The organism is Gammaproteobacteria bacterium (genome assembly GCA_013816845.1).
Taxonomy (GTDB): domain Bacteria; phylum Pseudomonadota; class Gammaproteobacteria; order DSM-16500; family DSM-16500; genus Aquicella.
In genome coordinates this window covers 428110-443413 of the sequence record JACDDU010000001.1, presented here as the reverse complement: position 1 = coordinate 443413, position 15304 = coordinate 428110, and the positions used below count along the sequence as shown (strand labels likewise).

The following is a 15304-nucleotide window of genomic DNA, read 5'->3' as shown; positions in this document are numbered from 1 at the left end:
GTCATCAATTCTGACATCTTGCCACTGTGGAGAAAAAGTAAATATGGACACCCAATCAACCTCGCAACTTGCCTATATTCCCCATTTAGATATTAGTCAAACGGCCCCTGGCTTAATTAAAGTCATCCGCCGCAACAGTACAGTCACGCCTTTCGATGCCAACAAAATTACCGTTGCCGTAACCAAAGCCTTTTTAGCCATCGAAGGCGATGCAGCTGCCAATTCGAGCCGCGTCCATGAAAAAGTAGCAGCGCTTACCAAAAAGATCACTGATACATTTTCACGCAGACTAAAAGGCGGTGGAACGATTCACATTGAAGAAATTCAAGATCAGGTTGAACTTGAATTAATGCGCACGGGCGAATACAAAGTTGCGAAAGCTTATGTATTGTATCGAGAAGACCGCCGACGTTTACGTGATGCGGAAGCACAAAAAGAAAATAAAGAAGCTGCTTTCACTTTACACGTCACTTTAGATGATGGAGCCATTCAATTATTAGATATTGAAGGGTTGAGAAGGCAAATTGAAAATGCTTGTATTAATTTGAGTGATGTTAATCCTGAATTAATTTTAGAAGATGTGAAACGTAATTTATTTGATAAAGTACCTGTGCGCGAAGTTAATAAAGCATTAATCATGTCAGCGCGAACCCTTATCGAAAAAGAACCCAACTATGCTTATGTTGCAGCCCGATTATTACTCGATGATTTACAGTGTGAAGGGTTAGACTTTTTAAAATTGCCGCGCGATACCTTAAAAAAAGAAGGTTTTTTAAATTATTTCAAAGCTTATCTTACAACAGGTATTGAGCATGGATTAATAGATCCAAGGTTACAAACCTATGACATAGAAAGATTAGTCGATGCCATGCAAGCTTCACGCGACTTACAATTTACCTACCTTGGCTTGCAAACTTTATACGATCGCTATTTCATTCATTGGAATGGTATGCGTTTTGAACTTCCCCAAATCTTTTTTATGCGTGTTGCCATGGGCCTTGCGATGGAAGAAGACGATCGGGAACAGCGCGCTATTGAATTTTACAACTTGCTCTCCTCTTTTGATTTTATAAGTTCAACGCCCACACTTTTTAATTCCGGAACATTACGTCCTCAACTTTCAAGTTGCTATTTAACCACTGTACCTGATGACTTAGATGGTATTTATGGTGCAATTAAAGACAATGCTTTATTGTCTAAATATGCAGGCGGACTTGGCAATGACTGGACGAATGTACGTGCACTTGGCTCACACATTAAAGGCACGAATGGCAAATCTCTGGGTGTTGTTCCCTTCCTGAATGTGGCGAACGCAACCGCTGTTGCCGTTAATCAATGTTTTTCACCTGATACGCTCATTTACACTGCCAAAGGCATTGCACCAATCTCGAATGTAAAAGTCGGCGATCTAGTTTTGGGGGTAAGCGGCACCTATCGAGCAGTCACTAAAACTTTTGTTTACAATCAATATGGACCAATGGTTTCTTTAAACGTGAAACATGCAATTGACCCTATTCGCGTCACATCAGGCCATCCTTTTTATGCAATCTGCAATGTCCCCTTGGAACAAAGCACGGAGCGCACCTTAGCGTGGTTACAAAAACGCAAAGTTAAAACCGAATGGGTCGAAGCTTCTCAATTAAAAACCGGTGATTATGTCGCTCAAACCATTCCGAGTGAAATCGTTCCTGTCGCTGGCATCAATGAAGATGAAGCCCATCTTTATGGCATTTTATTAGGTGATGGTCATTTATCTAAAGATGGAATGCAGTGGGACGTATCGGGGAATCCAGCGAGAGATAGCCATTTAGAATTTGTCTATCATTATTTGCAAGCACGGGGCATCCATTATTGGCAAACCCAACGGGGTGAAACGTATTTGCAAATCCACTGGGCGGCAGGTAAAGGTGCAGTACGTAATGCCACCAACGGTCGCTATGTAGGTAGTGGCATGTCAACCTTGCCCTTTGCTTATGAAGATTTATATGACGCAAAAGGGAACAAACATATCGCACCACGGCTTGCGCATTTACCCCGCGAACAAACATTAGCGCTGGTACAAGGCTTGTTAGAAACTGATGGAAACGTTTCGCGTGATACAGAGATTAGTTTTTGCAGCACCTCGCAGCAACTTGCGGAAGGGTTACGATATCAATTATTGCGCTTAGGTGTCCCGACCACTGGCAATAAACGGATTAGACAACAATCCCATACTGGCACACGCTCTGATCATTCCACTATCTCATTCGATGGGGAATGCACTACTTATGATATTCGTATTCCTGCTATTGCTGAGCTCGCTACGCGTATGAATTGCAAACCGTTAACCAAACGAAATTGGATAGCGCATGGCAATCACATTTATACCCGTATAAAGAGCGTTGAAGCAATTGAGGCGACCACTTTTGTCTGTGATCTTAAAGTCGAAGGTGATGAATCTTATATGACAGTAGCTGGTCTTGCGCATAATGGCGGCAAACGTAAAGGGGCGGTGTGCGCTTATCTGGAAGTTTGGCATAAAGATATCGAAGAGTTTTTAGAATTACGGAAAAATACTGGGGATGAAAGACGCCGTACGCATGATATGAACACTGCTAACTGGATCCCTGACTTATTCATGAAACGGATGCTCGAAAATCAAGACTGGACTTTATTTTCTCCCGATGAAGTACCTGACTTGCATGACTTGTATGGCAAAGCATTTGAAGAAGCCTACGCTGCTTATGAAGAAAAAGCGAAAAAAGGTGAAATTAAGAATTGGAAAAAAATGCCTGCCACCGCTTTATGGCGTAAAATGTTAACTATGTTATTTGAAACGGGCCATCCTTGGATTACTTTTAAAGATCCTTGCAACTTGCGCTCACCTCAACAACATATTGGCGTCGTGCATAGTTCAAATCTTTGCACTGAAATTACACTCAACACTAATCGCGAAGAAATAGCGGTTTGCAATTTGGGAAGTATTAACTTAGTAGCTCATATGAAAGACGGCCAAATTGAACAAACTAAATTACGCCGCACGATTCATACAGCGTTACGCATGTTAGATAATGTCATCGATATAAATTACTACTCTGTTCCCCAAGCGAGAAATTCCAACTTAAAACATCGTCCCGTTGGCATGGGAATGATGGGATTCCAAGATGTGCTTTATCTTTTGAATCTTCCCTATACTTCACAAGAAGCCATTGATTTTGCTGATCGTTCAATGGAACAGATTAGTTACTATGCGATTGAAGCTTCTACTCATCTTGCGGAAGAACGTGGCACTTATTCTTCTTATGAAGGTTCATTGTGGCATCAAGGTATTTTACCGATCGATTCCATCGAGCTTTTAGCCCAGCATCGCGGTAGTTATTTAGAGATGGACCGTTCACGTACACTAGATTGGGATACATTAAGAACGCGCGTCAAAGAAGTGGGAATGCGCAATTCAAATGTATTAGCTATTGCACCCACAGCAACCATCTCCAATATTTGTGGTGTTTCACAATCCATTGAACCTACCTATCAAAACTTATTTGTTAAATCCAACTTGTCAGGTGAGTTTACGGTGATTAATCCTTATCTCGTGGCTGAACTTAAGCGCGAAGGATTATGGGATGAAGTCATGGTTAACGATCTTAAATATTACAACGGTAGCGTTGCTAAAATTAGCCGTGTTCCTGACTCCATTAAAAAGATTTATGCAACTGCCTTTGAAGTTGATCCCATTTGGCTAGTTGAAGCGGGTGCAAGACGTCAAAAATGGATTGATCAATCTCAATCACTCAACTTATACATGGCTCAACCTTCTGGCAAGAAACTTGATCAGCTTTATAAACACGCTTGGTTACGAGGATTAAAAACAACTTATTACTTACGTAGTATGGGCGCAACCAACGCGGAGAAAGCAACCGTCGATGATCGTACGTTGAACGCAGTTGATTCAGGTACAGATGATGGGGCAAAAGCTTGTTTGATTACCGATCCTACTTGCGAAGCATGTCAGTAAAAACTTTGAAGGGTGGTTCCAATGTGACATCCACCCTTTTGTTTGATTTCTGAAATACTTGAGATCTAAAAAATTTAAAAGGAGAAATACGAATGGCTACTGCGGTTCAGCACGGGGCGACGGGCCTCGAATTTGAAATGGGTGCAAAACGTCTCCAGGTTGATGATAAGAAAATTATTAATTGTCGTGCGGATCTTAACCAACTTGTACCGTTTAAATATAAATGGGCTTGGCAAAAATATTTAGATGCATGTGCAAACCACTGGATGCCCAATGAAATTAATATGTCAGCGGATGTAGCCTTATGGAAAGATGAACTGGGTCTTTCTGAAGATGAACGCATGATTATTTTGCGTAACTTGGGTTTTTTCTCGACTGCCGATTCGCTCGTTGCCAACAACTTAGTACTTGCTGTTTATCGCCACATCACGAATCCCGAATGTCGACAGTACTTACTACGTCAAGCTTTCGAAGAAGCCTTGCATACACATGCTTATCAATATGTTATTGAAAGTTTAGGGATGGATGAAGCAGAAGTATTTAATATGTATCGCGAAGTTCCTTCAGTTGCACGTAAAGCAGAATGGTCACTGAAATATACTCAAAGTTTAGGTGATCCTCATTTTAATACCGGTACCCCCGAAAATGACCAACGTTTATTACGTGATTTAATCGCATTTTATGTCATTTTTGAAGGTATTTTCTTTTACGTCGGTTTTACCCAAGTTCTTTCTATGGGTCGTCGCAATAAAATGACTGGGACGGCAGAACAATTCCAATATATTTTACGTGATGAATCTATGCATCTTAATTTCGGCATTGATTTAATTAATCAAATTAAAATAGAAAATCCGCATTTGTGGACTGAAGCATTTAAACAAGAAGTCATCACCATGATTAAAGAAGGTGTAGATTTAGAATATCAATACGCACAGGATACGATGCCACGTGGTGTTCTTGGCTTTAATGCTGAAATGTTTAAAGAATATTTAGAATTCATTGCCAATCGTCGCGCCGCTCAAATTGGCTTGTTACCCCAATATCCAGGTGCCACCAATCCATTCCCATGGATGAGTGAAATTATGGATTTGAAAAAGGAAAAAAACTTTTTTGAGACTCGCGTTATTGAGTATCAAACCGGTGGGGCGTTGAGCTGGGACGAGGAATGATTTAAATAAAGGTATTGGGGCGTGAAGGTATTTTCCCGCCCTACTTTCTTAATGTTAGTTATGGCGCGAATTATTTTCCTTCCCTACTTCCTTCCAATCCTTTTTTTGCTCCTCATGAGAAGTAACGCTATCGAACTTTGTCTGAGGCGTGCATTGTGTAACAATGTAACCGTCAATTTAATCACATCAATCATTAAATTATAAAACCATGTATAGTTTTCGTTCTATCAATAAGTAAAAGATACATGCAGTCCAAACTAAGGGAATGCTCAAGAAAATTATTATCAATTTACTGCTACTTTTCATTGATAAAATTATTGAGGTTATATAGGTTCTTACGGTCGCATTTGTCTCTGAGAATCTAATAAAACATCTGGCGTGGGTAGCGATGAATAATTTACAAATTGTCTTTGAAGAACGTTACTGTTACTTACGCTATTTGTTGCACCATCATCATGTTTAGCAATTGTTTTTTCTGACTTATCGCCCTTCCATAATTTAGATAAACGATCTCCCACTTTGCTCCATGTAGACTTTTGATTTAACTTATTGAAGTCAGTCGTTACAGTGACGTTAGATTCACAAGGCGACTGTTTGACATGCGTAGAAGTATTTACGGGCGATGTCATTAACACCTTTGGTTTTTTTACATACTTTAATTCATCAAACCCAATTTTAGGATTAAATAAATCTTGGAGATATTTAATTGGGCCATATTTTCTAGGTTCAAAGCAATCTACAATTGTATTGGCCATACCACAGCATAATCCCAATCCTATACCGACAATTGCAAGTGATACAGGTGGACATAGTAAACATGCCGCAGTAGAAAAATAGATAACTGACATCACACCCGCTGTTTTGAGCATGAGCCCTAAAAATAGAAATAGAAAACCAAATATGGCGGATGCCGGCCATGAAACCAGCCCAAGCGTTCCACCAATCCCTGCGCCACCCAGTACGCCACGCAATAAATTTTCACCGGTTTTTTTTAATACTGGCCATATGCGCATAATTTAATCATTTAAATATTTTATGGAGGTTAATAGTAAAAGAATGCCTTTTATTTGTAAAGTTTTATACAATACAGTGTTTAATTTATAATCAATCTCTTACTGTCTTAAAGTTAAGACGTAAAACTTCAGTTCATTGCTATCAGCATTAACTGATGAGCAGTAGTTTTAAGCACGAGTCCGCACATTGAAAGAAGAAGATTGTCTTGGGACAAATACCCACGCTTTTGATCATTTGATTTTATTGCATAACTTTGCTCTTCGTTATCAAAGTGGAAACGCTATGCAAGGTTTATATGAGTGAAAAAAGAGGTGGTTAAACCCACGGTAACTTTATAAGCAAATTGTCTAAACACGGGTTTTTAAATTGCGTGTGCTGGGAAATAAACATATTACCGATTTAGTGTCATGTAACTGGGATCATGGGGCAGCGCAATTTTAATTAATTTCAATTTAGATCAATTAACATCCCCATCTTCCAACTTACCTGCCAATCTTAAAATACGAAAAATTCCGATGAAGCTAACGATAATCCAAGAAACTTCAATAATAACAGCTGGCAAATTCCACTGATAAAAAAGTGAAAATAAAATTAATACGGAACCAACAAGATTCATAAGTTGATAATAAATATTTAATGCATTCATTTTGCCAATGTTTAATAAATAATAAGCTGCCAAAATAATAAATACACCGATAATACCGATAACATCTGCTAATTGAAAATAATTCATACATAAACCTCTAGGATACTAATCGTAAAGCTTGTTCAAAAAGTTCAACATTACTACAGGGACGGTGCACATTTTCACTTAAATATCTTCTAAAGTTGGCACCATTTTTTTGCTCATGAAAAAGACCTAAAAGCGGCCGAATTAATAAAGAAAAATTTACACCTTGTGCAAGTTGGTTTCTTACATAAGGGATATATTGGGAGACAATCTCAGCCCTGGAATGCACCATGCCACCAAAATATTTTGACTGAATCTCTGCTAGCAAATAAGGATTCGTAAAAGCAGCTCGACCAATCATCATGCCATCGATTCCATGATTTTCAGCTGCAATTTGCGTTATGGACTTAAGTCCACCGTTTAAAATAATCGTGCAACTTGGAAAGTCTTGTTTAATTTTTCGAACTGTAGTGTAACACAGTGGCGGAATTTCTCGGTTCTCTTTCGGAGATAATCCTGAGAGCCAAGCCTTGCGCGCATGGATAATGAATGTCCTACAGCCTGCACGAACCAAGGTTTCAATAAATCGTTGCAAAAGCGAATAGCTGTCATAATGATCAACACCAATTCTGCATTTAACAGTGATAGGAATGGTCACCCCATCTTGCATTGCTTTTACACAATCTGCGACTAAATTAGGTTCGAGCATCAAACAAGCACCAAATCGTCCACTCACTACGCGCGGACTGGGACACCCTACGTTCAAATTAACTTCGTCAAACCCTGCAGCCTCGCCCATTTTAGCCGCTTGCGCAAGCAAAGTGGGTTCAGATCCTCCGACTTGTAAGGCGAGATGAGCTTGAGAAGTATCGTAGTCTAATAAGACATTGCGACGACCATAGTAGAGCGCCGCGGCCGTAATCATTTCGGTATATAGTAAAATATCTTTTGAAATCAAGCGCATAAAAAAACACGCGTGACGATCCGTATAATTCATCATGGGCGCAACAGCGAACAAAGGCATAATCAGCGTTTATTATTTTTGGCAAAAGCTAATTTTATACCGTTTAGGCTTTACTGTTAACCCTCATTCGATGAACGGATGGTAAAGTTAAATCTGCTTTTCGTTTTTTATTATTAAAAAAAGTATTAGCGAAATTATAATATGTCCGAAGCGTAGCCCGGGCTGGATAAGTGAGTTCACATTGTTTGAAAGCTTTTGCAAAAGCCGCTGGATGAGGAATATGGTGGTTACGGGCGATTTGCGTTAAGGCTGTGACAGAAAAAGAATCAAAATGACGCACAGAAAGACGATTATATAATGATTTTGAATTCGATTGGCGACCTGCGAAATAATTTGGATTTTGCGAAGCCATAATCATGAACCCTGGGTGATCGGCGCGTTGACCTTTTAAATCTCGACCGGTCAATAATTGATTAAGTAATTTTTCTAAAGTGTTATCTAAATTAATTTCATCCAAAATAACAATAGCACCCTCATGAAATGCACGGGTCAATGTTTTAGCAATATCTTTTTCTTTTGCTACAGAAATTTCATAATATTTTTGTGAAGACAAAGGCGCATCCGGATGAAAACCATGATGTTCTAACAAAGTTTTTAAAAGAAAAGATTTACCCACTCCAGGTGGACCGATCAGTAAAACACCTTTTTTATAATAACAATGTTTGTGTACTGCAGCATTTTGTAGAGCAAATTGGCGTAACAATAAATCTTGCTCTAAGCTTTCTAACAACATTGCTGCATCTGATGGTAATCCAGTATGGCTGGCAATAAAGATTAGAGGCGAGTGAGAATCAGAATGAAGAAATAGTTGAGAACCATGAGGTCTAAGCTTTGAAACAAATAGATTTCGAGCATTTGTGTCTTGGATTGTACCTGCAAATTCAGCACAAGCGGCACGAAAAATATAATCCTGCCAATGATCAATTGAATCAGAGTGAGTTTGCATTAATACACAAAAACGCATGACCAAATTTTTTAAATCACGTAACGAGAAGATAAAAGTAGGATGTAATTTGGCAATCAAATGATAAGTATTAAGTAAGGCATCAATATAATGCTCTTTATTCAGATTAAATTCAGTAAGCTTCTTCTTCAAAATATTATCTTTAATAAAACAATCATCCGGCATGCTAAACCAGATTGTCTCAGCACTATCCTGAAAGATAGAGTGATAAAAACGTCCCGGATAAGATTCAGGATTGCCCGTAATAACAACTTTATGAAAGGATGAAAGCTCATATTTCTTTCCATGATAATAAACAACCTTATCTTTACGCATGAGACCTTTTAAGAAATTCCAGGTGCCAGGTTTTTCCATGTTGGCTTCATCTAAAAATAATACGGTAGGACAAGTTGGTGTTTGTTTTAACCAGGCTACCAATCCGTCTTCGCCTTCAAAACAAGGGAATTGAACCCGCTTTTTAATTTTTTTATAAGAGCGCGTTTTGCCCGTACCAGCTTCGCCTTTTAAAAAAATAATCGGTATCTTTTCATCGTGTAAGAGACGATTGAAATGATTTTCTGTTTTGAATAAGTCAGGCTCATCATTATATCTATTTGCTAATACTTCTATAATAGCTTGCCAAATAGCTTCTAAAGTTGCATGACTTACTTTTGGATAATTAATACTTTCATCCAAATTAGCACCCAAAATGGTTTTAATTTTTTTGGGACTCAAACAATTTAAAATTTGCCACACATGATTTTCGACGTCATCCAAATGACGAATATTGTAGTGCTGAAATAACTTTCGTAACTTTCTTTGTTTAACAATGTCATCACTTTGATTTCCAAATAAATATTTGCCCATTACATTTATATACGCAAACGTTGCACTTTCTTTAGGATAATCATAAAGAAATAAGCCTTTAATAGGGTTACGGCCAATTTTGTCAGGATGTGATAATTTATTCAAAAAACGGGTGATACTAGCAAATGTAAGAGCGGGACGGGGTGGTAAGCCAATACCACGATGGGGAATACGGTCTACCCTTTGGTAAAAGCAAGCAATTTTATCCAATGTCGGCCATTGTGTAGTAGGAAACATTGCTTTGTAATCTTCAAGCGACACATTTACTTTTTGAGCTGATGCACCTACGCTATTATTTTTAAGTTGGGGCAATACAAGCATTAATTGTCCGGGCAATAATTTAGCTTCACCATTTATTTTAATGGAATCGCCTGAAAATAATGGCAATAACTCATGATATAGAAGAGGCGATATTTCCCCATTTAGAATAATGTTATGACCTTTGATCAAAGCAAGATATGCATCTTGAAAGTCAAAGCTAAAATCAAATTGTTCGCCTGAATTATTCGCCTCAATATTTAATTTAGCAATAAGATCCGTATAAGAAGTTTTTGGCGTAATATCAATAATAAAAGTTGGCTTACTACTCTGAATTTGTAATTGCTGTGCAGTATAATCAGGATCATTACTCATCCATATATGACTGGATTTCTTATCTCTCAACGTAGGCGAAGCATAGGCTACTTTTTCAATGGCAACGCCATCACTTAATACAAATTCAAACTGTTGCTTAGGAAAATTTTCTTCAATATAGACTAGTAATTCTTGCCAATCGCTTAAGGGTAATGATTCGGTGAGATAAAAGAAATTCTTCTGAGTGTTATATTCCGCTAACAATCCGGGCAATTCATGTATTGAATGTGAGTCAGCTCTTACTTGCAATTGCTCATAACACTCATGCAAATTATATAAACCCAAATAAATTGGCTTTCGATCAAGAGGGTAAGCTGTTGTATTTATTTTCACATTATCAAGATGACTTTTGAGCGTACGTTCTTGATTGGAAATGATAGTTTGATTTTGCAAGTACAATAATTTACCGTTAAAATGTAAGACTTTTTCATCCTGCAACCGACGCATTAATAAATTAAATTTAGCGTTATTTTTAGGTGCATTATAAATAATAATGCTTTTATTATTTCGAATAGCTTTAATGAGCGCACCCTCATTTAAAAGAATTTTTTTATCTTTAAATTGAATATCACCCAGTAAATATTTTTGCCAATTTACACTATGAAACAGATCAATAGTAATTGTATTATTTCCATCAATAACAGGCTCATTTCTATGTTGAACCATTTTTTCGATTAATGGAGTAGATAAAGTATAAGGCTTAGTGCGGGATAAGAATGCAGAGCAAGTTAAGGTATTTTTTTGAATAAGTCCAATGACTTGAACTTGGGAGTTAACCGGATTTCCTAGTAAGGTAGGACGAGCATCACAAATGCTTTTATAACTTGCAATTTCTTCGGGAGAAAAGTTAGACCAGTTCACAACAATGATACCGCCTCGCTCAATGATGGATTGCAATGGTCCCGCAATTTTTTTTCTTTCCCCCCCCGAAAATTGGTAGGGGTGAAGATAATGCGCAAATTCTTCCGCGGAATCAATGTAACAATAATTTTTAAAAACTGAATAGCCTAGCTCTTGAAAAGAATTCGTTAATAATAAATTAACATCAACTGCACTATATCCTGCTGGAATTTCTATCAACGGAGCAAGGGGTTGACGTTTTTCAATTAACGTTGGGATATTCAGCAAAACTTCAGGCTCCACCCATTGCAAAAACTGCGCGTAATAATAATTTTTTAATTGATCACAATTTTTTTTGGATTGACTTGATTTCAATGATTGCGATTGATGGATAGAAAAAGGCTTAAAGAGATAATTTTTTAAACGCTTAAGAAAATCTGTCTTCTTTTTAGAAAAATGCAAATTACCCTTCTGACTTTGCGATAAAAGAGTATTAGTGCGTTGGTCTAAAGGAGTTAGATCAAGTCGCGCCGTACCATTTAAGTCAATAAGAGCCCATTGCAAAGAACGCCCTTGAAAGGGCACTTCACAATAAACATGTTGCTCACTTGCAATCATTCGTGCAGGCACACCGAGATAGCGAGCTAAAACCATGTAGACTTGTCCGCGGTGTGAACACCACCCTTCTTGATTGATCATCTGACCAATAAAAGTGTCAATATCTGACAACTTATTATTAGTTTCTTGATCCGTTTCGTGAAACCTTAAGCAATATAATTTCAATAATTCCAATTTTTTAGAGATGGATAATTTTGGATTAAATATAAAGCTTAAATCATGGTCATCTTTGATAACCGACTGGAGTGCGTTTATGTTATCAATCAGAACTTGAGGAATTAACTTATGATTTTGAGTTACAGCTTCTCCTTCTGGATAATAATAATTATTATTTTTTTTATATTCATAAAGAATTTCAATATGTTGAGTTTCTATTTGCGGTTTAAGGCGGGCATAAGCTTGTTTATGAACCGGATGCCAGTAACATTCAATAGCATTTTGAGGGTTACATTTAACCATAGGTGGCTCACTCATCGTTTCTTGTGATGCTAAGGGTATCCACATCGAAGACGCGACTTCACCTTCAAAATAACCAAACCCTTCGCTCGCATTTCTTTTTACTTTTTCTGTTAAATTGTTTACATCATGACTTGTAAAATGAGGATGTGAACCGGGTAAAAATTCCAAAACAGTAGGCTCTATCTTATTAACAAAAACTAACTTACCTTTAATCCATTGAACTTGATCGATAATATTTAACCGATAATGATTACAATCGACTGGGTCTTTTTCTGTTAAAGTAAACTTTAAATTGCCCTCTGCGTGGTAGGGCTTAGGTTTTCCAGTATAAGCACTCACGGGAATATTGGCATTGAGCATAGTTGATGACATGATGGAAGTTGCGCTAATTTTATTGCTGTGATTAAGCTTCAATTCTTGGTCAGTAAAGCTATGACGTACATTATTATCGGTATTGATCGAAGAAGATATGTTTGCTGCTGATATTTTTTCCCATAAACATTGCTGGGGTAAATTTAAGATATGCTGGGCTTCATTGGGCATGGATAGAGTTGCCGTAGCCAGGGAAGTACACTGACTAAGATTCAATATTTGGCTGTCTTGTTCGCTGATACAAATAAGATTTTTTAAAGCTTTGCAGCCATTGAGTGTTACTTTTAGGGCATTGAGTGTATTAACTAAAAATAATTTGCGGAGTTGTGGCGTTTCCTCAATTTGTATATCAGACCCAGAATTGAGAATTTTAACTTTTTTCAAATAAGGTTTATTTGATAAATTAACCGATTGTAATTCAGGCAAGTTATTAAGCTTTAAATATTGTAAGTGATTACTGCCTTCTAATTTAATCTTGGCAAGCCTATCGCAATTATTAATACTTAAATTTGTAAGCGAGGTTGAGTCAAGATTATCAATAGTAAGTAAATTTTTGCAACTATCAATATGCAAAACTTCTAACGTGGTAGCAAGTGGTAAAATCAATTCCTTTAATGCGTTACATTTATCAAGGGTAATATATTTTAAATGTATGAATTTTGATAAATCTATTTTTTCAAGATCACAAGCATTAATGAGGGTTAATGTTTCGATATTTTCGAGGTTATTGAAATCAATAAAATCTAACCCAACGGCAGAATCAATAATTAAATTCTTAACGCTTGGTAAATGCTTTAATTGCGTGACACCTAATTGCGAAAAATTTAGAATATGCAAGGAAGTAAGACTAGGCAAATCTTGCAAAATAAGTCTATCGCAGTTTTTAGTATCAATTTTCAGGGTTTTCAATTGATCACAATGAAGTATTACAACATCTTTCGTGCCAACTAACTGATTGTCATATCCAATATCTACTATTTGAAGCGCTGATAAATTCTCAAGATGAAGTTTTTGCATCTGAGATAAATTAAATAAATGTAATTTTTTGAGGGCTGATAAATTTTTAAGATCAAGCGTATGTATTCGAACTGCCGACTCTAATGAAGAATAATGTATTGTAAGAAAATTTAGCTGTTCATTGTCTATTAGTTGCAATTGTTGTGGAAGAAGACAATCATGCCATTCAATAACCTTCATAGAACTTAATGAAAAATTTGGCAGACTTAAATTATCATTTGCTTGATGTAAATATTCAAGGGCCCTTGATTCGCCTTGCAAATGAAGATTAGCAGCAAATGAAGTCAACTTCTTTAATGAAGGATAATGATTTAAATTAACATTAACATTGTCCAATGATTTGAAAATAAAGCCTTCTAAGTATGGTAGGTACGCCTCCCCTATTTCATTTAACAATTTACATCCTTGAACTTTTATATTTTTTATTTGTTGATTATCTTTAAAGTTGACTTGATTTAACGCTTCACAATTTTCAATTAAAACTTCTTCTAGTTGTGGTAAAGCTGAAAAATCAAATTTTGAAGTGTTCGTTTTATGAATTTCAATACGTTTTAGATTAGGAAAGAGACTTAAATCAATCTCTGTCAAAACACCATAGATGACAAGATTAACAACCGCATTGCGTTCATTGAGAGATAACTTTTCTACGTACTGATCGAAATTACAATCGATTAAGCTAAGATTGCTTGGATCTGTTGCTTGCGCATAAGGTGCAGTACTTTTTACATCAACATTGATGACTTGATTAGGTATTTTCATCCATTGCTGATATCGACCTTGGGCTTTGTTTCTTTTTAATTGATATCCCGCATCCTGAAGGGCACTTTCTAATTCGATTGCTATAGTCTCAAATTTGAGCGTGGTTAGATTAGGAAAATGAATGTTTATCCAATCTAAAACTTCGAGATTGAGAGCATTGCATTTTAACATGATGATGTTTTTAGTATCGACAGATTTTAATATTTCATCTCTATCATTAGCATCAATTAAGGAGTGCCAAGTTAAGTCTAAAAATTGGGGATTTTTGAGCGGATAAAACGAAGACCATATCTGTAAACTGCGAATAAGATTTTGGTAATTTGTATAATCTAAGATAATAAAATCATGCGCCGACAAGCCAACTTCGGACAGACTTATTTCAATATTTTCTTTAGTTGCTGAATTTATGGCATTTTTTCTTTCACATAAATCAGCGACATGAGTAAACGGTTGCGTTTGAAACAAAGATACTCGGTCGCCTGGCCATGGATAAAGAACAAAATTTTTAAAAAGTGCATTGAATAAATTAATTTCAAGCAATGACAGGGATCGATTGGTTAAAAAACTATTACAAATAATAATGGGTTTAATATCAGATTTTGGCGCTTCACTATCGCGCGCGCGCCAAGCATTGGGATTTCCTTCCACGAAGTAGCGAAAGCGATCAAAATAACCGCTTGGTCCTTCGGATTGGTAATGAATGTTTTGTACATTCTTTTGTTCTTGTAAATTTAATAAACGATTGATTATTTTTTTTGTTATGTAAATCATAAGATGAGATTAAGGTTTAGTTTTAGTATAAGAAAAACTTTTTAGCATAGGTATAAAGGAAAGTATAGAAAACGATAGGGAGAGATTTACAGTTAGGATTACCTACAGTTCGAATCCAGAAGGGCTAAACTTTTTAGTATTTAAACTAATCTAT

General features: G+C 36.7%; 6 protein-coding genes. 2 read left to right on the top strand and 4 right to left on the bottom strand.

Annotated elements, in window-relative coordinates; all coding sequences use genetic code 11:
* Window positions 1-43: 43 nt before the first annotated feature.
* On the top strand, window positions 44-3994 hold the full coding sequence (locus tag H0W64_02075) for a ribonucleoside-diphosphate reductase subunit alpha (GenBank protein MBA3660492.1): 3951 nt from the start codon (window positions 44-46) through the stop codon (window positions 3992-3994).
* Window positions 3995-4086: 92 nt separating this feature from the next.
* Window positions 4087-5163, top strand: coding sequence for a ribonucleotide-diphosphate reductase subunit beta (locus H0W64_02070; protein ID MBA3660491.1), 1077 nt, complete (start codon window positions 4087-4089; stop codon window positions 5161-5163).
* 335 nt (window positions 5164-5498) lie between these two features.
* Here H0W64_02070 and H0W64_02065 read toward each other — a convergent pair whose 3' ends face one another.
* The 4 genes from H0W64_02065 to H0W64_02050 form a co-directional block, all read right to left on the bottom strand.
* A complete protein-coding gene (locus tag H0W64_02065) occupies window positions 5499-6176 on the bottom strand; it encodes a hypothetical protein (GenBank protein ID MBA3660490.1) in 678 nt (225 codons plus the stop codon).
* A 458-nt stretch (window positions 6177-6634) separates the two neighbouring features.
* Window positions 6635-6910, bottom strand: coding sequence for a hypothetical protein (locus tag H0W64_02060; protein ID MBA3660489.1), 276 nt, complete (start codon window positions 6908-6910; stop codon window positions 6635-6637).
* Window positions 6911-6920: 10 nt separating this feature from the next.
* Entirely contained in the window at window positions 6921-7847 is a 927-nt protein-coding gene (gene dusA, locus H0W64_02055) for a tRNA dihydrouridine(20/20a) synthase DusA (protein ID MBA3660488.1), read from the bottom strand.
* A 67-nt stretch (window positions 7848-7914) separates the two neighbouring features.
* Window positions 7915-15150: an AAA family ATPase gene (locus tag H0W64_02050; protein ID MBA3660487.1), complete on the bottom strand. Its 7236-nt coding sequence runs from the start codon at window positions 15148-15150 to the stop codon at window positions 7915-7917.
* Window positions 15151-15304 lie beyond the last annotated feature (154 nt).

Excerpts from the sequence above, each read along its gene's own strand:
- H0W64_02075 (MBA3660492.1), top strand. The coding sequence starts at position 44 with ATGGACACCCAATCAACCTCGCAACTTGCCTATATTCCCCATTTAGAT.
- H0W64_02050 (MBA3660487.1), bottom strand. The coding sequence starts at position 15,150 with ATGATTTACATAACAAAAAAAATAATCAATCGTTTATTAAATTTACAA.
- dusA (MBA3660488.1), bottom strand. The coding sequence starts at position 7,847 with ATGATGAATTATACGGATCGTCACGCGTGTTTTTTTATGCGCTTGATT.
- H0W64_02060 (MBA3660489.1), bottom strand. The coding sequence starts at position 6,910 with ATGAATTATTTTCAATTAGCAGATGTTATCGGTATTATCGGTGTATTT.
- H0W64_02065 (MBA3660490.1), bottom strand. The coding sequence starts at position 6,176 with ATGCGCATATGGCCAGTATTAAAAAAAACCGGTGAAAATTTATTGCGT.
- H0W64_02070 (MBA3660491.1), top strand. The coding sequence starts at position 4,087 with ATGGCTACTGCGGTTCAGCACGGGGCGACGGGCCTCGAATTTGAAATG.